The organism is Planococcus wigleyi (assembly GCF_014836985.1).
GTDB lineage: Bacteria > Bacillota > Bacilli > Bacillales_A > Planococcaceae > Planococcus > Planococcus notacanthi.
Map to the genome: position 1 here is coordinate 341,865 of NZ_JACSPU010000001.1, position 26,249 is coordinate 368,113.

The window sequence follows — 26,249 nt, forward strand, 5'->3', positions numbered from 1 at the left end:
CCTTGGGAGGGAATGTAATGGCTAAAGCTTTTGAACAACCGATTTATGTGACACGGCCTTTGTTGCCGGATATCACCGATGTCACAGAACGGATAAAAAAGGTCTGGGACAGCAAACAATTGACGAATTTCGGTGCGCAACATGATGAATTGAGCCGACAGCTCGAAAATTATCTGGAGGCAGAACATATTTCCATGTTTTCAAATGGCACGATGGCTTTATTGCTCGGCTTGAAAGCGTTGAAACTGACGGGGGAAGTCATTACGACGCCGTTTACATTTCCGGCTACGGTACAAGCTTTGGACTGGAATAATTTAACGCCTGTGTTTTGTGACATCGATCCGGAGACCTTCAATATTGATGCCGATAAAATCGAAGCGTTGATCACCGAAAAAACAAGCGCCATTCTGGGTGTCCATGTTTTCGGAAATCCGTGCGATGTGGAAAAAATTCAAGCCATTGCCGATAAGCATAACCTGAAGGTCATCTATGATGGCGCCCATGCGTTCGGTTCCAAAATCAATGGGGAGCCGATCAGCAGTTTCGGCGATATGACGATGTTCAGTTTCCACGCCACCAAATTGTTCAATACGATCGAAGGCGGTGCCTTAACTTACAATGATCCAGAACTAGGAAGGCAGTTGGATTTGCTGAGGAACTTCGGGCTTGCCAATGCTGAAGAAGTGGTGTTATCGGGATTGAACGCCAAAATGAATGAAGTCCAGGCGGGTGTCGGGATTGAAGTGCTGCAAGTGGTTGAAGGCGAACGAAGAAAACGCCATACCATCAAAAAAGCCTATGAAGAGAATTTATCGGATATTGACGGCATCCGGATTTTAACGGGGCTTGAAGACGAATCCAGCAGCTACCAGTATTTTGTCATTGAAATAGACGAAGCGGTGTTCGGACAGTCGAGGGACATAGTCCATCAGGAACTCCAAAAATACAAGGTCTTTGCCAGAAAGTATTTCTATCCTTTATGCAGCGATTTCGAGTGGTACAGCGAACTGCCATCCGCGCGACCTGAAAATCTGCCGAATGCGAAACGGGCGGTCCAACAGGTTCTTGCGATGCCTTATTACGGTGATTTGCCGATTGAATCAGTCAAAGCCATTTGTGAAATTATTCGGGAATTGCATGTTGCTCAGGAAAGTGTATCTCAACTATAAGAAATGAGGGATCGATGATGAAGGGAATTATTTTAGCTGGTGGAACGGGAACGCGCCTTTACCCGTTGACCAAATCAATTTCAAAACAAATGCTGCCTGTCTACGACAAACCGATGATCTATTATCCATTATCTGTGTTGATGCTGGCGGGAATCAAGGAAATCCTGATTATTTCAACGCCAAGAGATATCTCCGGCTTTTTGAGTTTGTTAGGCAATGGACAAAAACTGGGCATCAAATTGGAGTATGCGATTCAGGAAGAGCCGAATGGATTAGCTGAAGCCTTTACAATCGGTGAAAGTTTTATTGGCGATTCGCCTGTGGCACTGGTACTCGGCGACAATGTCTTTTACGGATCGGATTTCGGAAGCCGTCTGCAGGAATCAGCTGAACTGACGAATGGCAGCATCATTTTCGGCTGTCATGTAGCAGATCCGAGAGCTTACGGTGTAGTGGAAGTGGATGACGAGCTGAATGTCATTTCTATTGAGGAAAAGCCGGAGAAGCCGAAATCCTCTTATGCGATTCCTGGCCTTTATTTCTTCGACAATAAAGTCGTTGAGATTGCAAAAGGAGTCGCACCTTCCGCGCGTGGAGAAAAAGAAATCACTTCCGTTGTTGATGAGTACATGAAGCGCGGCGAATTGCAGGTCAATATTATGGGGCGCGGACTGGCTTGGCTCGATACCGGAACACATGAAGCTTTACTGGAAGCTTCCAATTTCGTAGAAGCTATCCAAAAGCGGCAAGGGCTGTATGTGGCATGCCTGGAAGAAATCGCATACCGGAAAGGCTATATCAATCAAGCGCAATTGATCGAGTTGGCGCAATCTTTGAAAAAAACGGATTATGGCCAGTACCTGCTGGATATTGCTTCTGAAAAATCATTATTACCGAATAACTCATAAAGGGGCGCCTCCATGGAAAATATACTAGTAACCGGCGGAGCGGGATTTATTGGAGGGAACTTTGTCCAATACATGGTCGAGAAATATCCGCAATACCATATTTATAATCTGGATTTGCTGACGTATGCAGGAGATCTGACAAAGCATCAGCAGATCGAAAACAAAGAAAACTACAGTTTTGTACACATCGATATCGCTGACCGACAGGCAGTGGGCGAATTATTCGAACGGGTGGATTTTACTTATGTCGTCCACTTTGCTGCTGAAAGCCATGTCGATCGGTCGATTACAGATCCGGAAGTATTTATCCGAACCAATGTGCTGGGCACGCAAGTGTTGCTGGACGCTGCTAAATCGGCGGAAGTCCGGAAGTTCGTCCATGTCTCGACTGATGAAGTATATGGCGAACTGAGCTTCGATCCCACAACATTCTTTACGGAAGAAACACCGATCCAGCCTAATAGCCCGTACAGTGCCAGCAAAGCGTCTTCGGATCTATTGGTCCGGGCTTATCACGAAACGTATGGGCTGCCGGTCAATATTACGCGCTGCTCCAATAATTACGGCCCGTACCATTTTCCGGAAAAATTGATTCCATTGACGATTTCACGGGTGCTGAATGACCAAAAAGTTCCGGTTTACGGCGACGGCAAAAATGTCCGTGACTGGCTCCATGTGCTGGATCATTGCTCGGCGATCGATTTGGTGATGCATAGTGGAACGGTCGGCGAAGTGTATAATATCGGCGGCCACAATGAGATGACCAATCTTGAAGTGGTGCGCACCATCATTCGGGCTTTAGGGAAGACCGATGAGTTGATTGAATTTGTCGAAGACCGTTTAGGCCATGATAAACGATACGCCATCGATCCAACGAAAATCGAAGAATTGGGATGGCGACCGGTTTATGACTTTGAAACAGGCATTGCCCAAACCGTTGATTGGTTTCTTGAAAACAAGGAATGGTGGGAAAAAATCATCAGTGGCGAATACCAGCAATACTTCGATAGGCAATATGCACGCAAATAGAGAGATGGGCCAGATGTTGTATGCCGGTGGACAAGGGGGAAGAGCAGCTTGAGCAATCAGTCGACAATCAGTGAATATATAAGGAAATTGTATCCGGATAAACAGGCAGTGAAAGTCCTGGAATTCAATGCTGAAACCAGCGGCCTGAAAAAACAGTTGGCAGCTTCGGGTTATGAAAATTATTTGGGGATCTGTACAGGCGAGCCAATGGGCAGCCGGGATCCTGATCTGTATTACGCGAATGAAAAGACGTTGACCTATAAAAACAATGCAGAAGTATTAATCATCAACCGGGCTGATTTTATGGATCTGAAAAATGCATTTCATTCTTCTGCGGATGTGATCTTGTTTATTCCGTCCAAAATCATTGACCGTGCCAGCTTCCTGCCGCTCTGGGCATATAAGCTGGCGAGAAAGAAAAAATGGTCTTTTCATTTTGAAGCGTTTGCCGGCAGTGCAGGTGAAACCCGGACCGTTATCGTCTTCAAGCGCAATCACCGGAAAGAAAAGGCAGCTCGGCAATACCTATCTCCTGAATTGGGATTGGAAAATTTTTTCGATTTGTTGAATGAGCGGAAACTGGATTACGTCATTTTGCGCTGGTTTGATGAATTGCCTTTTTTGGATCTGGATGAAGACGTGGACTTGTTGGTTTCAGACACCCATATCGAAAAAGTCAGAGACTTGTTAAATGAAAAAGTCGGCATATTGCCGTTTGATATTTATAGTGCAGGCGGGTTGCCGGGAAGCAACTTCAATAATATCGCCTATTATCCGCCTTACATCGCGGAAACGATTCTGGATCAAAAAGAATTGTGGAACAGCAAGTATTTTATTCCGTCTAAACGGCATTATTTTCTTAGCCTCATGTACCATGCGGTTTACCACAAAGGCGAGAAATCAGGGATTCCAGCCAAGGCTGGAGGTGTCGTCAAAAAGATTCCGCAGGATCATGATTATCCGGGAGTCCTCCAGGACCTTGCTGTCCAAACGGATGACAGGCTGGAAGAAATCAGCCTGGAATATTTCCATCATTTTCTTGAAGAAGAAGGGTGGGCGCCGTCGACTGACACGATCCGGAAACTGATCGGCGTCAGTGGAAGCTGGCTCGAATCGACCATTAAATCGAGTGAGCATAATTTTGAAAAAGACGGGGAACTGATGGTGTTTGTTGTTCGGGAATGGGCGGAAGAGCGGCAGTTGACCCATAAGATCATCGATTGGTTTGAGCGCAACGGCCTGTGCTTAATTCGGGCGATCAAATTGGATGAAGAACAGAAAAGAAATGCCTCCCAAAGCATGCGCGGCGGTAATTGGGGGCAAGGTCCATGGCCAGTGAGCGGCGGCAAGCCGTCGACTTTGCTGGTCATGTATGATTACCACCCGAAACCGTTAAGTGCAAAGATGAAGAAAAAATACCCGCATGTCTCGAATGAACATTATTTGCTGAAAGAGCAGTTGCGTTCGGAAATCAATTTTTCCTTATCCAAAGATGAGCGGGCCAATCCGCTTCACAGCGCTGACGATGAAATTGAAGCTTTGGATTATATTTCTGCAGTCGCACCGGACCTCATTGGTGATATTGAAGCGATTGTCACTGAATGGGACAATGCTTACCGGACGCCGGAAAAAGTGATAGCGGACGTGTCTGAAAAAAAGCGGCGCGCCAAAGTGGAAGTCATTGAGTACCAAGGAGGAAAAGCGGTAAAGAAAACCTATAAAGCGGGCAAAGAACGGTTTTTGGAACGTGAAAAGTTTGTCTATGGCGAATTGAGCAAGGAATGTGATTTTATTCCGAAGCTGATCGACAGCGGCGAGAACTACATCATCGTTCCATACTTAAAGACCAATAAAGTGACAGAAAGCTGGCACATCAAAAAGCAGATTCTGAAGCGGAAGCATAAACAGGAGATTTTCAAGATCAATGAATTCTTCTACAACAAAGGGTACGCACTGATCGATTTCCATCCGGGCAATATCCTTTTGACATCTGAAGGGTTGAAACTCATCGATTTCGAATTTCTTTATCAATATGAAGAAAAGCCTTTGGATGTCCGTGAATCGTTCGACTTGAATGGGTTTCCGGAAGATTTTACGGAAGATAAGCCATACGGGATATTTCCAAAGCAACGCCGCAATATGTGGAAAAAGATATTATATTAAACGCGATTAGAGGAATGGCCTATGGCGTCTTTAAAAAACCAAGCGGTGAGCAGCGTCAAGCTCACTTCAATATCGATGCTCGCAACGAGTATCCTGCAGATCGGCCAGTTGCTGATTTTGGGGAGGGTGCTGGGGCCAGCTGTCTTTGGGCTGATCGCCATGGTGCAGATCGTCATCCAGTTTTCGCAATTGTTCCTGGAGATGGGCATCACGGATGCCATTATCCAAAAAGAAAAAATTTCTAAACTCGAACTGTCCAGCCTCTACTGGTTTTCCATTTTCGTCGGGCTGGTGCTGTTTCTCGTTTTATTGATAGCGGCGCCTGTTATTGCCCTGTTGTTTGATGAGCCTAGCCTGACACCAATGATTCAAGTAGTCGGCATCAGCTTTTTGATCTTGCCGTTCGGCCTGCAGTTCCAGACGCTTGCTACAAAAAAACTGGAGTTCACCCAAATCACCAAAAACGAAATCCTGGCGACGGCAATCGGTGTGCTGCTGACCATTTATTTGGCAGCCTTTACAACGCTTGGTGCGTGGTCACTGGTGTGCGGACATATTGCCATGTCGCTGGTCAGAAGTGTCCCGTGGGTAGTCGGCGGTTACCGAAATCCGGAAACCAGGCCGCAGTTCGTATTTTCGTGGAATGCCATCAAAGGTTTCGTTTCATTCGGCATGTACCGGCTCGGATCAACGAGCATCAATTATTTCACTACAAAAATCGATCAGGTGATCATCGGCATCACATTGGGGTCGGTGGCACTGGGTTATTACAGTATGGCCATGAACCTGATCATGCAGCCTGTCCAGAAATTGAATTCGATGATCAATCGGGTAGCGTTTCCGGTATTTTCAAAAATTCAGCTGGACAGCGCCAAGTTGCGCAGAGCTTATCTGTTGATCACCAATATGCTGACTACTTTTAATGCCCCTCTGCTGGCAGGAGTGATTGTCTTGGCTCCTTATGCTGTGCCGCTTTTGCTTGGAGAAGACTGGCAACAAAGCATTTTGATCATTCAAATCCTTTGCCTCTATGCTTTGTTCAAGGCATTGGGAAATCCGAGCGGCAGCTTATTTATCGCCGTTGGAAAAGTAAGGTGGAGCTTTTACTGGCAGCTGGCTCAATTGGGGATCATACCCGCCGTCGTTTTCCTGTCCAGTTTATCCGGCAACATCTTCGTGGTGGCGTTGTCGGTTGGTTTGCTGAGGCTGGTACTGTTCTACGTCAGTTATTTTGTGCGAATCCGCCACATTATCGGTGAAAGCTTAGGTGAGTTGACGATGTCGATCGTCAAACCGATGGCCCACTCGGTTATTATGCTGGCTCCTTTATACGCCATCAACGCCCAGTTAACAGGAGTCGGACCAATCGCCATCATTGTTATCGACGCCTTGATCGGTATGCTGGTGTATGGTTTGTTGCTGATTTTCAATCAACGCGAATTGATGGTGGAAATAAAGAGCTTTTTTCAAAAGCGGACAGCGGTTAAAGGGGCATAAGCACTCGTTGCAATAAACTTGCTTCATTAAAAATAAGCAGATACTCGGTAATTGTATGGAAGTATCTGGTGCGGAAAAATAAAAATAATATTAATTATCAAATAATCAAAATAATCTGTAATATTTAGACTATTGTATGGTAGAATGGAAAAATAAAATCGATTAATAAGTATATAGTCTTGGGTATATTGATATCTTTTGATTTTTTATTTATTCATAGCTGTATATGAACATCAAAAAGACACCAGCATCCATAAATTATCTATGGCATTCGCTGAGAAAAAGGTGGGGTAATTATGAATTTGGATTCAAAGATTTACGTGGCGGGGCATAGAGGCTTAGTGGGATCGGCGATTACAAGAAATTTGCAGGAAAATGGTTACACCAATCTTGTGTTCCGGACCAGTGGGCAACTGGATTTGACGAAGCGTGATCAGGTGGATGCATTCTTCGAAGAGGAACAGCCGGAATATGTATTTTTGGCAGCAGCGAAAGTGGGAGGCATTGTAGCGAACAATAATTTTCCGGCAGACTTTATCCGGGATAATTTAATGATTCAAACTAACGTCATTGATGCAGCCCATCAGAACCATGTCAAAAAGCTGTTGTTCCTTGGCAGCACGTGCATCTATCCGAAGTTGGCGGCGCAGCCGATGCGGGAAGATTCACTATTGACTGGTGAACTCGAGCCGACCAATGAAGCTTATGCCATTGCGAAAATTGCAGGGATTAAAATGTGTCAGGCCTATAACCGGCAGCATGGGACAAATTTCATTTCCATCATGCCGACCAATCTATACGGACCAAATGATAACTTTGATTTGAACAGCTCCCATGTTTTGCCGGCACTGATCCGGAAATTCCATGAAGCTAAATTGAACAATGCGCCGACTGTTGAAGTGTGGGGGACCGGAACACCGAAACGTGAATTCCTCTATTCGGATGACTTGGCGGATGCTGCGATTTATTTGATGAATACGTACGATGGCAGTGATTTGGTCAATGTCGGAATGGGCAAGGACATTTCCATCAAAGAACTGGCGGAGAAAATCGGGGAAGCGGTTGGTTACCGAGGGGAAATCGTTTTTAATACTTCCAAACCGGATGGCGCTCCACGAAAACTGGTAGACGTCAATCGCCTGACGAACCTTGGCTGGACAGCGAAAATCTCATTGGATGAAGGCTTGGAAATGGCCTATACATGGTTCTTGGAAAATATAGAAAAAAATACAATGATGACGAATTGAGGGGGAAAATCATGAAGAAAGCATTGATTACTGGAGTTAACGGGCAGGATGGATCGTTTCTATCGGATTTCTTATTGGAGAAGGGTTATGAGGTTCATGGCATTATTCGCCGCAGTTCAAGCTTCAACACCAGCCGCATCGAACACTTGTATATTGAAGAATTGAAGTCGAGTGAGAATTTTTATATCCATTATGGGGATATGACTGATACCTCGAATATCATCCGGTTGATCAGTGAAATCAAACCAGACGAAATCTACAACTTGGCAGCGATGTCTCATGTCAAAGTGTCGTTCGAAACGCCGGAATATACAGCAGACGTTGATGGTATTGGCACGTTGCGCATCCTGGAAGCGGTCCGCATCCTAGGTTTGGAGAAAAAGACGCGCATCTACCAGGCTTCGACTTCTGAACTATACGGCAAAGTGCAGGAGGTCCCACAAAGGGAAACCACGCCGTTTTACCCACGTTCACCTTATGGCGTAGCGAAGCTATACGGTTATTGGATTACAAAAAATTACCGGGAGTCATATGATATGTTCGCCGTGAATGGCATCCTCTTCAACCATGAATCGGAACGCCGTGGCGAAACGTTCGTAACGCGCAAAATCACGATGGCGGCTGCCCGCATCGCCCATGGCAAACAGGAAAAACTATTGTTGGGCAACCTGGACGCCAAACGCGACTGGGGCTATGCCAAAGATTACGTAGAATGCATGTGGCTGATTCTTCAGCATGAAACACCGGAAGATTTCGTGATTGCCACCGGGGAAATGCATACTGTCCGTGAATTTGCGACGCTGGCTTTTAAACATGCAGGGATTGAAGTGGAATGGCAAGGTGAAGGAATTGACGAAAAAGGCATTAATGTGAAAACGGGTGAAGTGGTGGTTGAAGTAAATCCTGACTACTTCCGTTTAGCAGAGGTCGAGTTGCTGCTGGGGGATCCTTCAAAAGCGAAAAAACTGCTTGGATGGAACCCGACTTCCACATCGTTTGAAGAACTCGTGGAAATCATGGTGACACACGATTGCAATTTGTTGAAAGAAGAAAAAAGTGCCATCACTGAGTACTGATCTAAGCGGGTTCCTTATCGGGTGGGGGGAAATCTAATGGTGACCTTAAATGATAAAGTCAGTGTGATTATTCCGACGTATAATCGTTCGGAGTTGCTGAAAAAAGCAATAGAAAGCCTGGAAAACCAAAGTCATCAGAACTTCGAAATCATCATCATCGATGATTGCTCGACAGATGATACGGCTGAAGTCGTGAGGGGGATGGATGATGAGCGCATCATCTATCTCAGACACGACACTAACAAAGGTGGATCGGAAGCCAGAAACACTGGAATCAAACAAGCCACGGGGAGTTTTATCGGCTTTTTGGATTCGGATGACCAATGGCTGCCGGATAAATTGGAAAGGCAGCTCAAACAATTTGAAGGCCAGCCCGATGTTGGAGTGGTTTATACGGGAGTGCAGGTTGTCGACGAACACAACCAGCCTACCCGTAAAATCGTTCCGGCATACAAAGGGGAAATTTTGCCCAAACTGTTTGAATCCAATTGCATTGATACCACATCGTCGGTTTTGGTGAAGAGGGAAGTGTTGGATCAGGTGCAGGGCTTTGATGCCAGTTTGCCGAGTTGCCAGGATTGGGATTTATACATAAGACTGGCACAGGTGACAAAATTCGATTTTGTTAAAGAAAGCCTGGTGCTATTCTATCACCACAGCGGCGAGCGGATCACCACCAATAAAAAGTCGGTGCTGACTGGGCATATGAGTATTTTTGAAAAGTATAAAGAATTGGCGAAAAAACAGTCCAAATCGACTTTTCATCGTTTTACGTTAACCATTTGGAAAGTGATTTTCAGGACCGCCATCATCAGCGGAAACAAAGAAACCGTTCGGCTGTCACGCAACGTATTGGCAGAAGGATTTAAGAATAATCGTACCTCATTGAAGTTCCTGTTCTACTATCTGTCGACTTTTTTGAATATGAAGATCTTATCTTATCTTTATACGCAATCCAAAAAAAACAACAGGAAATCCCAGCTGTTATCTGCGACTACTCCGTCCTGAGGATTGAAGTAGCCGGAAAGTGTGCGGTTGGCAATCGGGAAAAGGACATCACGAATAAAGGACTGAGACGATGGAAAAACAACTTGAGGCCGATGATCGATTTGAAAAAGTCCTGTATATCATCGTCAATTTATTAACCGGGATTTCTGTGATTTATTATCTGCTTCGTATTGGCCAGGTTTTCAATCCAGAAGATCCGTGGAACTTGTTCATTTTAATTATTTTTTCCTTTAAATTCCTTTTAGATATTTATGTCTTTAAGGTGGGATTTGCCACTTTTTCGCTGGTCCTGCTATTTTTGCCGATCATCAGCATATTGGGTTTCGGGCCAATAGGAGAAGTGCAGCCATTATTCAATGACCGCACCCATCTCATTGAAAAACATTTCTACACATTGGCATTCGGTGCCTTGTTTTTCTACTATATCTGGTCAATTCTGCTGTGGCTGACCAATAAAACATACCGCAGTTACGATGCGAAGATTTTGGCGTTTTATTCAGGGACGGTCCAAAGCTTATTGGCTACCTGGTTTTTCAGTGCAGTAGCCATCGTTTCTTCCATTATTTATTTGCCGGATCTGCCGGGGAAGGCCTATCATGAGATGTCGCCCAGCCTGCTTCCCGGAAATGCCTGGAACTCTGTGGTCGTCATCTCGTATTTCTTCGTGTTGATGGGCGTCAAAGGCAGTGCCATCCGTAAGTTCGCCATTCTGTTTGTACCTTTTTGGCTGCTCGCGCATTATGCCAGAGTTGATATCTTGGGCTTGTTGCTGATCCTGTATCTGCTTCTGACAGCTACCAAAAAAGCGGATGTCATCCGGTCGAAGTTCTCTTTTAAAAAAGCGGCATTGATTGTCGGCGGTTTGCTGGTCTTCTCCTATTTGGGGCTGGTTCGGCATACTGGGTTGATTTTTGACGTGGAAGCCATTACGGAATCGTTCTTCATGCTCATCAACTATCCCACTGTACAAGACCTTGTCTATTCGACAGCCGCTGCAATGGAAGTGACACATACGTATGGCAACTATAATACGCTCATCGACTATATTCCGCAGTTGATTCCTTCGTTCTTTGGAATCGAGGCGCAAAGTCCTCAGGCGGCCCACTTGGTGGCGTCGCTGATCCATACCAATTATGGATTGTTTGTCTACGGGGAATACTATTTGAATTTTGAGGTTATCGGATTGATCGTGGCACCTTTTGCGACTTATGCTGTTCTGTTTGTACCGGCGATCTTGCTGAAGAAATTTTTCGGCAATATGGGGATGGCTCTGGGGTATTACTGGATTGTGCTGACGATTGCCCGAGTGTTCTGGTACGGCTATATCTATTATATCAAGCCGTTGATCATCATCATGCCGATTTTCATCATCCTGTATCTGGTCATTGCATCTTTTGAAAAAGATTTAGTGGACAAGCCTGCATTGAAATCCACTGATCCACATGCATAGGTAATTCCCTGCTTGTCCATGAAATTCTTTGGCAGGCAGACGTCATTCAATGAGAGGTGAGTCAGTATGGCTGGAGTAAAAAAAGGGAATTTAATCTTTGTAGGCCCGCTTCCTCCTCCCATTTTGGGAGAGAGTATCGCTTTGCAGTCTTTGTACAAATCCGAAAAACTTCACCAACGGTATAAAGTGAAGAAAATCAACTTGAGCCGGAAGGATTTTGAACATCCGGGGGCTCTTTCTTTTGATAAATTGTTGACCGATTCCTTAGCGATTCTTTACTCCGGTTTTTTATCGGCCGTGATGAAAAATCCGATTTTGTACATTTCCATTTCCCAGACGAAAATGGGCTTACTGCGGGATTGCGTCATGATCCAAGCATGCAAATTATTGGGGCGCGGGAAAGTGGTGACGCATCTGCATGGCAATAATTTAGGCGGCACGATTGATGCGACTTCCGGGATCGCCCAAAAGTTCATCATCAATTCATTGAAGAAAATTGATGTTGGCATTGTATTGGGCGGTAAGTTGGCCCCCAATTACCGTGGCTACGTCGACCGTGTAGAAGTCGTATCCAACGGCATTCCGGAAGATTTCATCCTTAAAGATGAAGTGGGGCAACGTAAAAAAACAGGACCTATTTCGTTATTGTATTTAAGCAACCTGATGTTTGAAAAAGGTTATGTGGAATTGATCAAAGCGACAACTGCCTTAGTTAAAGAAGGGCATAATCTGCGGCTGGACCTGGTTGGGGGAATTCAAAATGAAACCGAATTCCAGGAAGTGAAACAGTATATTCAAACAAATGACATGGAAGAACACATCCAATACCATGGGCTTAAACAAGGCGAAGAGAAAAAACGCTTTTTCCTGGAATCGGATATGATGGCCTTGCCCACCAAGTACAAAGTGGAAGGACAGCCCATGTCCATCATTGAAGGGATGGCGGCCGGGTTGCCGATCATTTCATCAGACCGAGGAATTATCGCCGAACTCATTAAAGATTGCGGCGTCATTATCGAGCCGACTGTCGAAGGCGTCAAATCCGCTATTAAGAATTTGGTGACCGATGATGCAGAACGCCTTCGCCTTGGAAAAGTGAGCAGGGATACATTTGAAGCGTTCTACACGGAAGATAAATACACCGATTCGTTAATCGCTATTTTTGATGAACTTTAAAGGAAGACTGCACGTATTGCGGCATGTTCTTCGGGAAAGGAAGGCTCAGAATGCTACGTAAAAAAAAGATCACCTTTGTCATCAATTATTTCTATCCGGATCTCGCAGCGACCAGCCAATTAATGACAGAGTTGACGGGACGCCTCCAAAATAATTTTGATATTACGGTCATTGCCGCGCAGCCGGGATATGCCGGAGAAAACCATGATAGCAACCGCTTATTCGAGGTGGATTATCTGGAGAGCATCAAAGTGGTCCGGATCAAACTGCCTGAGGTCGATAAGAATTCCAAAGTCAGTCGGATGAAATACATTTCGTCCTATTTTTTATTGGCGAATATCGCTTTGCTGAAGGAAAAAGGGACGGATGTCATTTTCACGATTTCGCAGCCGCCGGTATTGGGCGGTTTGATCGGTACCATCGGCAAGTTCCTGAAGCGTTCGCGCCATATTTACAGCGTCCATGATTTTAATCCGGAACAGGCGGCAGCAGTTGCTTATACGAATAACCAGACCGTCTTTAAAATCGCCAAAGCTGTCGATAAATTGAATTGCAGCTACGCGGACCAAGTGCTGCTGGTGGGTGAAGATATGGCTGAAACCTTGAAAGGGCGCTTTGTCGGCCAAAAGGTGCCGTCTCATACCGTCATCAGCAATTGGACCGATGAAGAAGCCGTGGTGCCGCTGGACAAAGACGAACCAGCTATCCGTGAGTTTTTGGAGACTAATGGGCTGCAGGATAAATTCATCGTTATGTATTCCGGAAATCTTGGCCTATACTATGACTTGGAGAATTTAATCCAAGTTGCCAAAGAATTTACGGACCAGCCCGATATTGTCTTTTTGTTTATCGGTGAAGGTGCTGTAAAACAACGGATACAGGATTACGCGGCTGAAAACCAACTTGAAAACGTCAAGTTCCTGCCGTATCAGCCCAAAGAATTTCTTAAGTATTCGTTGAATGCGGCAGACGTCCATCTGGTGGTCAATCAAAAAGGCATCAAAGGGGTTTCGGTGCCAAGCAAAATCTACGGGGTCATGGCTGCTGGGAAACCGGTGTTGGGCGTTCTGGAACAAGGCAGTGAAGTGCAGCGCCTGATTTTTGAAAGTGGCGCAGGTGTGGTCATTGAACCCCAGGATTATCGAGGAGTCGTTCATGCAATCCAATATTTGCGAAGCCTGGATCCGAATGAATTGAAGGCGATGGGACTCAAAGGGCGCGTTTATCTTGAAGAGAATTTGACGCGGGATACATCCATCAATAAGTATCGGTCTGTCTTCCAGGAAGTCGCTGGTACTCCCCAACTGGAGGCGGCTTATCAAGCGGATCCGTATAATGAAGTGATCAATAAAAAGTGAATATCCTTTTTCGAACTGTCTCTCTAAAACAGGAGAGACGGTTTTTTTTGTGTGCAGATAGTTAAGGGATGAAAAATTTGACAGTCTATTAGTTTCAATTAAAAATTTTAATGTTTATAATTTCTAAAAAAACAGAAAAATTAAATAACTATTAACCTATTGATTTCAAAGGTTCCGGGTTATAAAATAGGTAAATATATCTGACATTTCTAATTAATTAGAAAATTATATTGAATTATTAGGTATTTATATATATAATACGGGTATACCTTTTTCAATTGATGTGAAAATATGATTACTTAGTTTTTGTTACAGGTATATATTACCTATAAGTTTTTTTGTTTAATTATATTTTCTGAAAAGCGTGATTAATATGAACCATCCACAACTTAGAGTTGCAGATGGAGAAGGAGGACGTAATATGCGATTAGTAATGTTATCAGGGGGATCGGGAAAACGCCTATGGCCGCTATCCAATGATGCGCGCTCAAAACAGTTCCTCAAGGTTTTAAGTGATGAGGAGGGCAATAAGGTTTCGATGGTGCAGCGTGTCTGGAAGCAAATAGAAGAAACGGGCATGGCTGAAAACTCTATTATTGCCACAAGCAGTTCGCAGGTGGATATGATAAAAGCTCAATTAGGCCAGGGTGTACATGTAGTAACTGAGCCCGAGAGAAGAGACACTTTCCCTGCAATCGCCTTGGCAGCAGTTTATCTATATTCTGTCCAAAAATGCGGATTGGATGAAGTGGTTGGGATGCTGCCGGTCGATCCATACGTTGAAAACCGCTTTTTCAATCGTGTTCAAGATCTGGAAGAAGTCCTGCTTTCATCCGGTGCCGATTTGGCATTGATGGGTGTAAAGCCGACTTATCCTTCTGCAAAGTATGGCTATATTATTCCGGACAGCCAGTCGCACGATTCCTATTTGACGGTTGATTACTTTAAAGAAAAACCGACGGAACAGCAGGCGGAAGAATTGATTGAAAAGAATGCCTTATGGAATTGTGGGGTATTCGCTTTTAAATTGGGGTATATTATCGGCTTGCTGAAAGAAAGAGGAATGCCGATTGAGTATTCCCAGTTGCTCAGAAACTATCGCCGTTTGCCTAAAAACAGTTTTGACTATGAAGTGGTCGAGCGTGCAGAACATATCATCTCCTTGCCTTACGACGGGTATTGGAAGGATTTAGGGACGTGGAATACGCTGACGGAAGAAATGGCGGTCCAGGTAACGGGGAAAGGAATCATTGGCAAAGGAGTGGAAAACTCACACATTGTCAATGAATTGGATATTCCGATTACGTTACTGGGATTGGATAACGTGGTGGTTGCTGCGAGTCCGGATGGCATTTTGGTTACAGACAAAGACGCCAGCACCAAGGTGAAGGAATACGTTGAAGGCTTCAACAACCGTCCGATGTATGAGGAACGCCGTTGGGGTTGGTACCGTGTATTGGAGTACACGCGCTACGCAGAAGGCAACGAAGTGCTGATCAAACGCCTGGGCATAAACGCCGGAAAAAACCTCAGTTATCAGATGCATTATAAACGCAGCGAAGTATGGACGATCGTTAAAGGGGAAGGGATTTTTGTATTCAATGATCAATTGAGCCACGTCAGAACAGGAGATGTCATCCATATTCCGTTAGGCGCTAAACATACTTTAAAAGCGACGACCAATATGGAAATCATCGAAGTACAGACAGGCAGTGAGCTGATCGAAGAAGACATCTACCGCACATCCAATGAGTGGGAAGAAATAGAAGCAATCTGCAAAGTACGCCAAACCGCCCGCCACGGATAATGGATGGGCAGCGCATATGATTTGCTTGTCATTTCCATAGTGGGAGGGAAGATTATGTACAAAGAGCCCGTTTTCTTAAAACCGGTTTTTCAGGAACGCATTTGGGGTGGAGAAAAGCTTCAGAAACTATTCGATTATGATATTCCTTCAGAAACCACTGGAGAAGCATGGGTCATCTCTGCCCATGAAAATGGACCGTCGATTGTCATGAACGGTGAATTAAAAGGGATGAGCCTGCTGGAGGTTTGGCGGAACTATCCTGGTTTATTCGGCTCAGAAACAACTGGCAGTGATTTTCCGTTATTGGTGAAAATTTTGGATGCCAATGACCAGTTGTCTGTGCAGGTGCATCCGGATGATGCATACGCCAAAGAGAAAGCACAAATGCCCTATGGCAAGACAGAATGCTGGTATATTCTGGATTGTGAAGAAGGTGCCGAGATTATTATCGGCCATCAAGCCAAGTCCCGTGAAGAGTTTCAGGAATTGGTCAGCAAAGGTGAATGGCAAAAGCTGTTTCAGCGCATTAAAGTGAAAAAAGGCGATTTTGTCTATGTTCCGAGTGGCACCTTGCATTCCATCGGAAAAGGCATCGTTATTCTTGAAACTCAGCAAAGTTCTGATATTACTTACCGTCTGTACGATTACGACCGTGTCGATCAGGAAGGCAAAAAGCGGGAGCTTCATTTAGAGGAAGCAATGGCGGTCATGACCTGTCCGCATCAGCAGGTCATGCAGGAGAACCTGAAGGAACAGCTGAATAACCTGCAATCAACCCGTTTGGTTGAAGGGGAATACTTCACTGTCTACCATTGGATGCTGGGCGGAAAAGTTGAAGTACCGGTAACCACCGCGTTCCTGTTGGTCAGTGTCATCAGTGGTTCAGGGCAGATTGTGACAGAAGAAAGCGTCTCGACGGTGAAAAAGGGCGACAATTTCATCGTGCCGGCGACGATCGGAAATTATTTCATCGATGGCGAGCTCGAAATGATTGTATCCCATACTTAAAACCGTCTTAAATTATCGGAATATTAAAATATATGAAACAAGATGATTTAAGTTATTCTGACGGCAAAAAGTAGGTATTTAAAACTATTTATTCTGTTAAAATTAAAAATTCTTAATAATTGAACTATATTTCGGGGACTATCGATGTTACAATGGGACAATATTTGAGGGTTTTGTGTACAAAAAACTTATTCTGTCCCATTCGTAAAGATAGGAATCGATGATTCAGAAACTATCAAAGGCGGGTGGAGTTTATGGCAAAGAAAGTGACAAAGGCAATTATTCCAGCAGCGGGGCTTGGGACTCGATTTCTTCCAGTGACGAAGGCGATGCCCAAAGAAATGTTGCCGATCGTAGACAAACCGACAATCCAGTACATTGTCGAAGAGGCAATTGCTTCCGGGATAGAAGACATCATTATCGTAACGGGGAAAGGCAAGCGCGCCATTGAAGATCATTTCGATAAAAATTTCGAGCTGGAAGACAATTTGTTCAGAAAAGGAAAATTTGATCTTCTTGAAAAAGTTCAGCATACCTCGAATGTGGAGATTCACTACATCCGCCAGAAAGAACCGAAGGGCTTAGGGCATGCAGTCTGGAGTGCACGTAAATTTATCGGCAATGAACCGTTTGCGGTATTGCTAGGAGATGACATTGTTAAAGCGGATAAACCATGTCTCAAACAATTGATCGACCAATACGACAAAATGCAGTCTTCCATTATCGGTGTCCAGCAAGTCCCTGATCAGGAAACACACCGTTACGGCATCATTGATCCGAGTGCGGTCGATGGACGCTGCTATGAGGTCAGCAATTACGTAGAAAAACCAAAGCCAGGAACAGCTCCTTCCAACCTGGCGATAATGGGACGCTATATTCTGGTTCCTGAAATTTTCGATTTCCTGGGCACCCAGCAAGCTGGTGCAGGAGGAGAAATTCAATTGACGGACGCCATCCAAAAACTCAATGAACTGAAAAAAGTTTACGCATATGATTTTGAAGGAAAACGCTACGACGTAGGCGAGATGCTAGGGTTCCTGCGGACAACCATCGAATTCGCTTTGGATAGCCCGGAATTCGGAAAAGACGTGGAAAGCATCATTAAAGAATTGATGGCTGAGAAATCAGCTTCACCATTATTTTAAGTTGGGGGCGTCCGTATGAAGATTTCGGTAATAGGAACTGGGTATGTCGGATTGGTAACAGGTGTGAGCCTGTCTGAGATCGGCCATCATGTAACCTGTATTGATGTCAACCAGGACAAGGTCGCTAAGATGCAACAGGGGATTTCGCCTATCTATGAACCCGGTCTCAGTGAAATGATGACAAAAAACATCAATGAAAACCGTTTAAGTTTTACAACAGACCACCGTCAAGGCCTTAAGCATTCGGATGTGATCTACATCGCGGTGGGTACACCCGAAAACCATGACGGATCTGCTGATATGTCCTATGTGATCCAGGCTGCACGTGATATCGCTGAAAATATTCAACAAAATGTAATTGTGGTGACAAAAAGCACCGTTCCGGTAGGCACTAATGACATGATCAAGCAGACCATCCAATCGCATATGGCAGCGAACCTGCAGATGGAAGTGGTTTCGAATCCTGAATTCCTGAAAGAAGGGTCGGCGATCCATGACTCGTTCCATGGAGACCGTATTGTGATCGGAGCGGAAAGCGAGTATGCAAGCAATGTCATTGAACAGATCAATCAGCCTTTTGGCGTCCCTATCTTCAAGACGGATATCAAAAGTGCAGAAATGATCAAGTATGCCTCGAATGCATTTTTGGCGACCAAAATCAGTTTCATCAACGAAATCTCCAATATTTGCGAATTATTGGGGGCCAACATAGAGAATGTATCAACGGGCATGGGGCTGGATCAGCGAATCGGCAGCCAATTCCTGAAAGCAGGAATCGGCTACGGAGGATCTTGTTTTCCAAAAGACACAAAAGCCCTGATCCAAATTGCGGGGAATGTCGAGTATGAATTCGAGCTGTTGAAAGGTGTAGTCAATGTCAACAAAAAACAGCAGGGGATTCTGATCGGGAAATTAAATGACTGCCTGCCGATCCTTACAGGCAAAAGAATAGCGGTGCTGGGACTGGCATTCAAACCGAATACTGACGACATGCGGGAATCAGCATCCATTCGGGTTACTGAAGAATTGATCAAACAAGGTGCGCATGTAATTGCTTATGATCCGATTGCCATGGGAAATGCGAAGTCCATCCTGAACCCACTTGTTGAATATGCTGATTCAATTGAAGAAGCGATTGCCGATAGTGAAGCTGCACTGATATTGACCGATTGGGATGAAATCAAAAATATTGAGCTGGCTCTATTCAAGACCATGAAAAAGCCACTCGTTATTGATGGAAGAAATTGTTTCTCATTGGAAGCTGTGGAGAGCAATGGAATCGAATATCATTCAATCGGCAGACCTGTTGCTACAAAGGTGATTGAAGCAGCGCCCATCTGATTGATAAGGTGAATTTAAGATGAAAGTGGTGATTCAAATGTCAGTGTCCGCTCCTGAAAAAGAAGAAATGGATATGAATACTAGATACAGTGACATGGTGTTTGAGAGCGTCAAAACAAATACCAGCAATGGCTATTTATATACAAAACGCTTTTTGGATATCGCTGGTTCGCTGATGGGGCTGATTATCCTGATTCCCCTATTCCTGATCGTGAGCTTGATGATTAAAATAGAGGACCCTAAAGGCCCTGTATTCTTCAAGCAGAAACGAGTCGGAAAACATGGCAAGACCTTCAATATGTACAAATTCCGTTCGATGGTCTGCAATGCAGAAGATTTGAAAGCCTCGTTGCTCAAGCAAAATGAGGCGTCAGGACCGGTATTTAAAATCAAAAGCGATCCGAGAATCACTAAAATTGGAAAGTTCATCAGAAAGACCAGCATCGATGAATTGCCGCAATTGGTTAACGTATTGAATGGAGATATGACCATCGTCGGCCCAAGACCCGCTCTCCCTGATGAAGTAGCACAATACACAAACTACGAAAAACAGCGCATCAGCGTGACACCTGGATTGACTTGTTTTTGGCAAGTGAATGGAAGAAGCAATATCAGCTTCCAGGAGTGGGTTGAGATGGATCTGGATTATATCCGAAACCGCAATACGGTGATGGACATCAAGTTGATTTTAAAGACCATTCTCGTATTGTTCGGTTCGAAAGATGCATATTGACGGAGCGAGCGATGATTGCATAAACCATGGGCTATCCGGCACATGGGCATTACATATTTTGATTGTCGTTACCCATTCACAATAAGCCGGTCCTGGGACATCAAACATTCAAATTGATGTCCCATAGCTGGGTAATCAGCGAAAAACCGATTCGCCATTTAAATGGCCCGGTTTGGTATATAAACAGCGACAATAGATCCCTTGTCCCCGTGATTAAGATTTCTCTTCATTGAAAGGAGGGGTGGCGAAATGATGGAAACCATCAGTCTGCGTGAAATTTACGGAATTTTGAAGAATCGAATTCGATTGATCCTGACCATCATGATTGCATTTATGGTCTTAACCGCATTAGTGTCTTATTACATGATCACCCCTATTTACCAAACATCTACACAACTCCTGATCAGCCAGCAGCAAGCTGGAGCAGCCCTGGACAATCTGAGCATCGAGACTGATCTTCAATTGATGGGTACATACAGTGAAATCATTGAAAGTCCGGTCATACTCGAACAGGTCATCAGCCAATTGGGGCTGAATATGTCTTATGAAGAGTTAGCAGAAAAAGTGACAGTGGAAATTGCGGAAAGCTCCCAGCTCCTTAATATACAGGTGCACGATGCTGATTTGGCTGCAGCAGTAGAAATAGCGAATCGGACGGCTGAAATATTTGAAGTGGAAGTTACTGAATTAATGGGTGTAGACAATGTTTTTATTTTGTCGCAGGCCGTCGTGATGGATAATCAGACACCAGTGTCTCCGAATCCGCCATTGAATATTTTATTGGCAGCAGTTGTAGGGCTTCTCGTTGGAGCAGCTGTCGCCTTTATTCTCCAATATTTGGATACAACTCTCCGAGGTGAACAAGACATTCATGATGTATTGGGCATCCCGGTTTTGGGGGCCATCTCACCGATGAATGAAGAAGAAGACATCCCGGCAAACGAGCCGATAGCTTTTAAACGCAGGGAGGCTTAACTGAATGGTGAAAAAGAAGAGCAAGCCTGAAGTAGAAAATAGAAAGCTGATTGCATTCACCAATCCTCGGTCGCGCGTATCTGAACAATTTAGAACGCTGCGGACGAATATCCATTTCACTTCACCTGATGGAGACATCCGTTCGTTGGTCATTACGTCGGCTTCCCATTCAGAAGGCAAGTCGACCACAGCTTCAAATTTAGCGATTGTCTTTGCACAGGAAGGCAAACGCGTGTTGTTTATTGATGCCGACATGAGGAAGCCGACTATGCACTACACATTCAAAATCAATAATTCCAGAGGGCTGTCGAATGTGCTGGCACGTCAAATTGCATTAAAAGTGGCAATCCAGCCAGCTGAAATTGAAAACTTGGATCTTTTGCCGTGTGGTCCGATTCCGCCGAACCCGGCAGAGTTGCTGAGCTCCCAAAATATGGACCTGCTGTTCGAACAGGCATTGGACGTCTATGATTTGTTGATTTTTGATACGCCTCCTGTCTTATCCGTCACAGACAGCGTCATCCTCGCGAATAAATGCGAAGGCACCATTCTGGTGATCAATTCAGGAAAGACTGAGAGAGACCACGCCATCAAAGCAAAAGAAGCCATTACGGCTTCCACGAAAACCCGGTTGCTTGGAGCGGTCATCAATAACGTGAAGGTCCAGAAAGATACTGCTTATGCACAGTATTATGGAGCAGACGGATAAAGAAGATTTGAAAGCAAAAAAAGTTCAATCAGAAGGCTGATTGAACTTTTTTCATGCATTTATTCTGTGCGTTCCCGCAAGTCGATGGGGCGGATGGTTCCCCAACTGGAGACGTCGATGGTCACTTGCAAGTCACGGGCCGATTCGAGACCCGGACCGGTACCTTGTTCTACATAGAACTGTTCCAATTGTGGGGCGGTGACGCTGCCATCATAGACAGATCCGGTGATGGCTCCGAAGAAGGGCTCGTTTTCGATGCGGTCTATGACGGCGTATCCATCCTCCGCTCTTTTCAGTGTGAAATAGATGGAACTGTCGTTTGTGATTTCGCTCGATTTAAGATCTGGATATTGCAGCATGACGTATTCGCCGTAAAATGGATCAAACGGGTCAAACGGTTCGGCCCGCAGAACATATTGTTCGCCAAACCAGGATGCGGCGTAATAACTCACGAGCAGCAAGACGACGATGAGTGTTTGGGCAATCGGGAATATCCAGGATTTCATCGCTCTACACCTTCTTTCCGGCGATTGATCCACCAGGCGATAGCTGATAATAAGAACAACAGCAGGGCTCCAATCAAGAAGAACAGCGACATATCGAGCCGTTCCCAAGCGTAAATAATGTAGATGACAAACTGTACAACGATAAAGTATACAAAGCCGAGTCCGAGTGGTTCATTTTGCCGCTGGGCGATAATCAGGTATCCAAGAGCGGACAATTCAGCAACTACTGCGAGGCCGATCGCGGTTTCGTCGAACAGCAACAGGCCGATGAGACCAGGGACGGCAATCCATAAGAGTGAGCGGAATTTGAAAAAACTCAATACCAACACACCGAAAGCAGCAGCTGCTAAAGCGATAGCTTCTGCCATATGGCTTTTATCCACCAAACTGATGAACGTCTGTCCGCGAACAGCCAAATAAACGACTAGCAACATGCCAGCTGTCAACAGATAAAATGGACGAATCTGTCGTTGTTTGTTCTCTGGGACGATCAATAGCAGGAGCACGAGTGCAAACAAAGTCCAAATTGGCCATAACAGGCTGTCGTATTCCACTAGCCCCCACAACATGAATCCCGATGCGAACAGCAGAAGCCAACTGAAGGCTACTGGGGCGAAAGTTTTACTGAAGTAAAACCAGGTGACGGCCACGGCGATGAAGAGGACCCATTCGACCCAGCCGATATCGGGAAGAAATGACAGCAAAACGGTTGCGCCGAAGAAAAATCCAATGACGGAATAGATGAGATTCCGCCAATAAAAATAATGGGCAAGCGCAGCCAAGAACATGATCCATGGAAGCAAGGAATTTGCCAGCGGAAAGTGGAATGTCTGAGCAGCTACGAGTAATGTAGCTCCGAACATCGCAAGGCCGATCACCCTAAAGAGAAGCGGAGAGCCAAACGCTTTCTTTTCAGAGAAATAAGCGATGGTATAGAAAAGCCACATCAATGCAAGCATCACCAGCACTTTTGCCAAATCCGGTATGGCCTGCCAGTTGGCAGCGATAAAACTGAAAATCGCCAGGGAAAAGAAAATCAAGCCGATCATCAAAAGAAGCGGCAGCTTTTTAGGGACAGGCTGGCGTTTTTCAAATACTGAAATTCGTTCGGCAGTTTCGGAATCAAGTAATCCCGCTTCCTGCCATTGTTTCAGTTTTTGTTCGGTGTCCACGTTAATCCCCCCATTCTATTTGCTTCTATTATAGCCCTAAATAATCAGGCTAGATAGGTAAATGATACGAGATTGAAAAAACCGAACGACGGATGATTCTACCCGTGTTCGGCTCGTGTCATTATTGAAGCTTTACGACAACCACGTCGTCAATTACGCGGACTGCATTCGGAGATGGCCATGCCTCCATCTCTGCAAACCATTGCGAAGCAGCAATTTCCTGGCGTTCCTGTTCAGAAATAAATTTGTACGTGACGCCGAAATGGCCTTTCATCATGGCGTTGTAATGGTAAGGGAGCGGAAGGATGCTGTCTCCTAAAGAACCCATTACTCTTGGGATACTTTTGGGAATAATCTCTTTGCTCAGAGGGGATCCCAATTGCACTCTGCCGATCAACGCCAGTTTCGATTCCGGCGTCACTCCTTCGGTTTGTTCAACTCTGCTGATCAGCCGGTTTACAAATGCAGTGGACTTTTCATATCTTAATTCCATGTTGAGGTAGGAAATGTTCGAGATGACGGCAAAATTGAATACGACAACGAATGCACTCACTACAGCTAGCCAAGAGAACCCTTTGGCGGCTACGGTCGGAATGGTGAGATGTTCATAAAAAAGCACAGGCAGCAGATAGAAACCGACAAGCGGCAGCACCATCAGCATATGGTACACCACGTCAGGAGAAACAAAATACAGGATATAAGAGCTTAACGGCATCAACAGCAGCAACCCCAATGAAATTATGGCCATGGGAACATTGGTGAATATGCGATTTTGAATGAGCAGCAGGACAAATCCGATAGCAATCAGCAAGAAGACGGCGGCGTTCAACCATTCAAACAGCTGGACCGGGAAGTCTGTCATGAATCCGCGGAAAAAGAAAAACGTGAAAGCCTCATGGATCTGTTCAAAACCGTCAAAAAAGGAGCCGCTGCTTTCGCCGACCGAATCCAACCCTTGATAACTGGTGATCGTTCCAGCAAATAGACTCGAATAGAGTTTGAAGTTGGTGGCATATAAAGCCATGCCGAGGGCTCCCATTCCAAAGATGCGAAGGATGTAGCTTTTGAATTGCTGGAATGAGATGTTTTTTCCCAGGATTTCACTGATCAAAAAGACAATCACAATCGTTAACAAAAACGGCAGGTTGGCTTGGTAAACGCCTACGGCTATGTAAAAAACGATGGAACCTGCAATGAATCCGTAGGTGTATTTGATGGTGATGAGCAAAGCCAGCACGGTCAGCAACGAAGCGAGCATATAGCCGTCTGCCGTAAACATATACGAGAAGGTGGAAGCGATGGTCGGAAATGTAACGATCAGACCGCTGACTGCCACAATGGAAAAGGTCTTTTTCAATTGGAACAACTCAGCTAAAACCACGGCGGTCAATGCCAAATAAAAAACAGAAAGTGTCCCGTTGATCCAAGGCAAATCGAAATAAGAGCTGATGCCACTGACAGGCGACAGGAAAAAGCGTCCAGACTCTCCTTTTAGTTGAGGGCTGTGCATATTGACCAAGCTATCATGGTTTGGAAGGGTATTTGTGAACACAAACATATGGCACAAAAAGCCGATGATGGCCGCAGATAGAAAGGCGGTTTTCCATTGCGGTTTGATTGCAGATTTCCACTTCGACATGAATTCTTCAGGCATTTCAATCGGCTCCTAATCTCTTACAAATTTCTACGTGCATTTGGTTAATAAATTCCATTTCCAATCATAGCAAACTTTGTATGTGTAAAACAGAGTATTTCTTAATTCCGGAAGAGTGCGCCAGTGAAATCAAGAGATCTAGAAAAATTGAAAGGCAAATACCTTTTGAAATGGTAAATAGACTAATCTTGTAAATAACAAGTTGAAAACCTGAAACGACGGGGGTTTCTGCCTTTTTATTTTCCATATTTCCAAAACTAGACAGGGATACAATCAGCTAGTATCGAATAAACGAAAGACAGCTGATTGGTGGGATGTGAAAGGTGATTTTCGCATTGAAAGCAGGTTCGGCATGGTCCGAAAAGGGAAAAGAATAACAATAGAGATTGTTAAAGGGGGAAACGGCAATGATCATCGATCCGCTGAATATGACGGCCAAGCAAAACTATAAATTATTGATCGGCAGTGTGGTGCCTCGGCCGATTGCCTGGGTGTCGACATTGTCCCCAGAAGGCATTGCCAATTTAGCGCCTTTCAGCTTCTTTACAGTGGTATCGCGAAATCCGCCGATGCTGGCATTTTCTGTAGGGGAAGGGGTGGAGGAACGCGCGGGCACGGTCAAAGATACTTTGCAGAACATCCGGGACAACCAGGAGTTTGTCATCAATATTGTCACAGCATCGCTGGCCAACGAAATGGCCAAAAGCGGGGAACATGTACCGAGTGAAGTCGATGAATTTGCGTACGCGGGATTGACGGCGACGGAATCGCTTGCTGTATCGGTACCGCGCGTATTGGAAGCGCCCATCAATATGGAATGCAAACTGCATGACATCATCCAGTTGGGGGACGACCATCTCGTGATTGGCCGACTGGTCAAGTTCCATGTGAAAGACGAGCTGTATCAAAATGGCCGCATCAATTTGGAGAAACTTGCGCCGATTGGCCGGTTAGCCGGAAATTATGCGCCGGTGGAAACCATTTTTTCATTGCCGACTGAAAATCTGGAAGACATCTTGAAGACGCCTGTGGACAAATCAATGAAACCGTGAGTTTTTGTTTGTAGCATAGAATAAAGCACAGCAGTTTTTCTTTCTAGAAAAACAGAAAGGGGTGTT

22 protein-coding genes are annotated in these 26,249 nt (G+C 45.0%); 19 read left to right on the forward strand and 3 right to left on the reverse strand.

The annotated features are described in order from the left end of the window. The first annotated feature begins 17 nt into the window (after positions 1 to 17). The 18 genes from H9630_RS01435 to H9630_RS01520 all read left to right on the forward strand — a co-directional run bounded on the left by H9630_RS01435 (position 18) and on the right by H9630_RS01520 (position 21,799). A complete protein-coding gene (locus H9630_RS01435) occupies positions 18 to 1,169 on the forward strand; it encodes a DegT/DnrJ/EryC1/StrS family aminotransferase (RefSeq protein ID WP_191713709.1) in 1,152 nt (383 codons plus the stop codon). A gap of 17 nt (positions 1,170 to 1,186) precedes the next feature. Next, positions 1,187 to 2,077: a glucose-1-phosphate thymidylyltransferase RfbA gene (gene rfbA, locus H9630_RS01440; RefSeq protein ID WP_191714472.1), complete on the forward strand. Its 891-nt coding sequence runs from the start codon at positions 1,187 to 1,189 to the stop codon at positions 2,075 to 2,077. 12 nt (positions 2,078 to 2,089) lie between these two features. After that, complete coding sequence (gene rfbB, locus H9630_RS01445) at positions 2,090 to 3,106, forward strand: dTDP-glucose 4,6-dehydratase (RefSeq protein WP_191713710.1); 1,017 nt, start codon at positions 2,090 to 2,092, stop codon at positions 3,104 to 3,106. A 48-nt stretch (positions 3,107 to 3,154) separates the two neighbouring features. After that, positions 3,155 to 5,269: a protein kinase family protein gene (locus H9630_RS01450; protein WP_191713711.1), complete on the forward strand. Its 2,115-nt coding sequence runs from the start codon at positions 3,155 to 3,157 to the stop codon at positions 5,267 to 5,269. A 21-nt stretch (positions 5,270 to 5,290) separates the two neighbouring features. Continuing rightward, positions 5,291 to 6,766, forward strand: a complete 1,476-nt coding sequence (locus H9630_RS01455; protein WP_191713712.1) for an MOP flippase family protein — start codon at positions 5,291 to 5,293, stop codon at positions 6,764 to 6,766. Positions 6,767 to 7,062: 296 nt separating this feature from the next. Further along, positions 7,063 to 8,013 carry a GDP-L-fucose synthase gene (gene fcl, locus H9630_RS01460; RefSeq protein WP_191713713.1) on the forward strand — a complete coding sequence of 317 codons (951 nt, stop codon included), beginning with the start codon at positions 7,063 to 7,065 and terminating at the stop codon, positions 8,011 to 8,013. Positions 8,014 to 8,024: 11 nt separating this feature from the next. Next, positions 8,025 to 9,089 carry a GDP-mannose 4,6-dehydratase gene (gmd, locus tag H9630_RS01465; RefSeq protein WP_191713714.1) on the forward strand — a complete coding sequence of 355 codons (1,065 nt, stop codon included), beginning with the start codon at positions 8,025 to 8,027 and terminating at the stop codon, positions 9,087 to 9,089. 36 nt (positions 9,090 to 9,125) lie between these two features. After that, complete coding sequence (locus H9630_RS01470) at positions 9,126 to 10,097, forward strand: glycosyltransferase family 2 protein (protein WP_191713715.1); 972 nt, start codon at positions 9,126 to 9,128, stop codon at positions 10,095 to 10,097. Positions 10,098 to 10,167: 70 nt separating this feature from the next. Further along, complete coding sequence (locus H9630_RS01475; RefSeq protein WP_191713716.1) at positions 10,168 to 11,547, forward strand: hypothetical protein; 1,380 nt, start codon at positions 10,168 to 10,170, stop codon at positions 11,545 to 11,547. Positions 11,548 to 11,613: 66 nt separating this feature from the next. Beyond that, positions 11,614 to 12,723, forward strand: a complete 1,110-nt coding sequence (locus H9630_RS01480) for a glycosyltransferase family 4 protein (protein WP_191713717.1) — start codon at positions 11,614 to 11,616, stop codon at positions 12,721 to 12,723. A gap of 50 nt (positions 12,724 to 12,773) precedes the next feature. Further along, positions 12,774 to 14,081: a glycosyltransferase family 4 protein gene (locus H9630_RS01485; RefSeq protein WP_191713718.1), complete on the forward strand. Its 1,308-nt coding sequence runs from the start codon at positions 12,774 to 12,776 to the stop codon at positions 14,079 to 14,081. Between the two features lie 421 nt (positions 14,082 to 14,502). Further along, positions 14,503 to 15,888, forward strand: a complete 1,386-nt coding sequence (locus tag H9630_RS01490; RefSeq protein WP_191713719.1) for a sugar phosphate nucleotidyltransferase — start codon at positions 14,503 to 14,505, stop codon at positions 15,886 to 15,888. 54 nt (positions 15,889 to 15,942) lie between these two features. Further along, entirely contained in the window at positions 15,943 to 16,896 is a 954-nt protein-coding gene (gene manA / locus H9630_RS01495) for a mannose-6-phosphate isomerase, class I (RefSeq protein ID WP_191713720.1), read from the forward strand. A 254-nt stretch (positions 16,897 to 17,150) separates the two neighbouring features. Further along, on the forward strand, positions 17,151 to 18,041 hold the full coding sequence (gene galU / locus H9630_RS01500) for a UTP--glucose-1-phosphate uridylyltransferase GalU (RefSeq protein ID WP_191713721.1): 891 nt from the start codon (positions 17,151 to 17,153) through the stop codon (positions 18,039 to 18,041). 15 nt (positions 18,042 to 18,056) lie between these two features. After that, positions 18,057 to 19,382 carry a UDP-glucose dehydrogenase family protein gene (locus tag H9630_RS01505; RefSeq protein ID WP_191713722.1) on the forward strand — a complete coding sequence of 442 codons (1,326 nt, stop codon included), beginning with the start codon at positions 18,057 to 18,059 and terminating at the stop codon, positions 19,380 to 19,382. A 19-nt stretch (positions 19,383 to 19,401) separates the two neighbouring features. Further along, complete coding sequence (locus H9630_RS01510) at positions 19,402 to 20,115, forward strand: sugar transferase (protein WP_191713723.1); 714 nt, start codon at positions 19,402 to 19,404, stop codon at positions 20,113 to 20,115. A gap of 249 nt (positions 20,116 to 20,364) precedes the next feature. After that, on the forward strand, positions 20,365 to 21,090 hold the full coding sequence (locus H9630_RS01515; protein WP_191713724.1) for a YveK family protein: 726 nt from the start codon (positions 20,365 to 20,367) through the stop codon (positions 21,088 to 21,090). Positions 21,091 to 21,094: 4 nt separating this feature from the next. Beyond that, positions 21,095 to 21,799 carry a CpsD/CapB family tyrosine-protein kinase gene (locus H9630_RS01520; RefSeq protein ID WP_191713725.1) on the forward strand — a complete coding sequence of 235 codons (705 nt, stop codon included), beginning with the start codon at positions 21,095 to 21,097 and terminating at the stop codon, positions 21,797 to 21,799. 59 nt (positions 21,800 to 21,858) lie between these two features. Here H9630_RS01520 and H9630_RS01525 read toward each other — a convergent pair whose 3' ends face one another. The 3 genes from H9630_RS01525 to H9630_RS01535 form a co-directional block, all read right to left on the reverse strand. Continuing rightward, entirely contained in the window at positions 21,859 to 22,305 is a 447-nt protein-coding gene (locus H9630_RS01525; protein ID WP_191713726.1) for a GDYXXLXY domain-containing protein, read from the reverse strand. After that, positions 22,302 to 23,477, reverse strand: a complete 1,176-nt coding sequence (locus H9630_RS01530; protein ID WP_191713727.1) for a DUF2157 domain-containing protein — start codon at positions 23,475 to 23,477, stop codon at positions 22,302 to 22,304. The genes H9630_RS01525 and H9630_RS01530 overlap by 4 nt, the downstream gene beginning before the upstream one ends. 121 nt (positions 23,478 to 23,598) lie before the next feature. After that, positions 23,599 to 25,131: a glucosyltransferase domain-containing protein gene (locus H9630_RS01535; RefSeq protein ID WP_191713728.1), complete on the reverse strand. Its 1,533-nt coding sequence runs from the start codon at positions 25,129 to 25,131 to the stop codon at positions 23,599 to 23,601. A 407-nt stretch (positions 25,132 to 25,538) separates the two neighbouring features. Here H9630_RS01535 and H9630_RS01540 point away from each other — a divergent pair, with 407 nt between their 5' ends. Further along, positions 25,539 to 26,183: a flavin reductase family protein gene (locus H9630_RS01540; protein WP_191713729.1), complete on the forward strand. Its 645-nt coding sequence runs from the start codon at positions 25,539 to 25,541 to the stop codon at positions 26,181 to 26,183. Positions 26,184 to 26,249 lie beyond the last annotated feature (66 nt).

Coding starts and splice junctions, on each gene's coding strand:
- H9630_RS01505 (WP_191713722.1), top strand. CDS start 18,057: ATGAAGATTTCGGTAATAGGAACTGGGTATGTCGGATTGGTAACAGGT.
- H9630_RS01435 (WP_191713709.1), top strand. CDS start 18: ATGGCTAAAGCTTTTGAACAACCGATTTATGTGACACGGCCTTTGTTG.
- H9630_RS01510 (WP_191713723.1), top strand. CDS start 19,402: ATGAAAGTGGTGATTCAAATGTCAGTGTCCGCTCCTGAAAAAGAAGAA.
- rfbB (WP_191713710.1), top strand. CDS start 2,090: ATGGAAAATATACTAGTAACCGGCGGAGCGGGATTTATTGGAGGGAAC.
- manA (WP_191713720.1), top strand. CDS start 15,943: ATGTACAAAGAGCCCGTTTTCTTAAAACCGGTTTTTCAGGAACGCATT.
- H9630_RS01490 (WP_191713719.1), top strand. CDS start 14,503: ATGCGATTAGTAATGTTATCAGGGGGATCGGGAAAACGCCTATGGCCG.
- rfbA (WP_191714472.1), top strand. CDS start 1,187: ATGAAGGGAATTATTTTAGCTGGTGGAACGGGAACGCGCCTTTACCCG.
- H9630_RS01515 (WP_191713724.1), top strand. CDS start 20,365: ATGATGGAAACCATCAGTCTGCGTGAAATTTACGGAATTTTGAAGAAT.
- fcl (WP_191713713.1), top strand. CDS start 7,063: ATGAATTTGGATTCAAAGATTTACGTGGCGGGGCATAGAGGCTTAGTG.
- H9630_RS01455 (WP_191713712.1), top strand. CDS start 5,291: ATGGCGTCTTTAAAAAACCAAGCGGTGAGCAGCGTCAAGCTCACTTCA.
- H9630_RS01535 (WP_191713728.1), bottom strand. CDS start 25,131: ATGCCTGAAGAATTCATGTCGAAGTGGAAATCTGCAATCAAACCGCAA.
- galU (WP_191713721.1), top strand. CDS start 17,151: ATGGCAAAGAAAGTGACAAAGGCAATTATTCCAGCAGCGGGGCTTGGG.
- H9630_RS01525 (WP_191713726.1), bottom strand. CDS start 22,305: ATGAAATCCTGGATATTCCCGATTGCCCAAACACTCATCGTCGTCTTG.
- H9630_RS01520 (WP_191713725.1), top strand. CDS start 21,095: ATGGTGAAAAAGAAGAGCAAGCCTGAAGTAGAAAATAGAAAGCTGATT.
- H9630_RS01540 (WP_191713729.1), top strand. CDS start 25,539: ATGATCATCGATCCGCTGAATATGACGGCCAAGCAAAACTATAAATTA.
- H9630_RS01470 (WP_191713715.1), top strand. CDS start 9,126: ATGGTGACCTTAAATGATAAAGTCAGTGTGATTATTCCGACGTATAAT.
- H9630_RS01480 (WP_191713717.1), top strand. CDS start 11,614: ATGGCTGGAGTAAAAAAAGGGAATTTAATCTTTGTAGGCCCGCTTCCT.
- gmd (WP_191713714.1), top strand. CDS start 8,025: ATGAAGAAAGCATTGATTACTGGAGTTAACGGGCAGGATGGATCGTTT.
- H9630_RS01485 (WP_191713718.1), top strand. CDS start 12,774: ATGCTACGTAAAAAAAAGATCACCTTTGTCATCAATTATTTCTATCCG.
- H9630_RS01475 (WP_191713716.1), top strand. CDS start 10,168: ATGGAAAAACAACTTGAGGCCGATGATCGATTTGAAAAAGTCCTGTAT.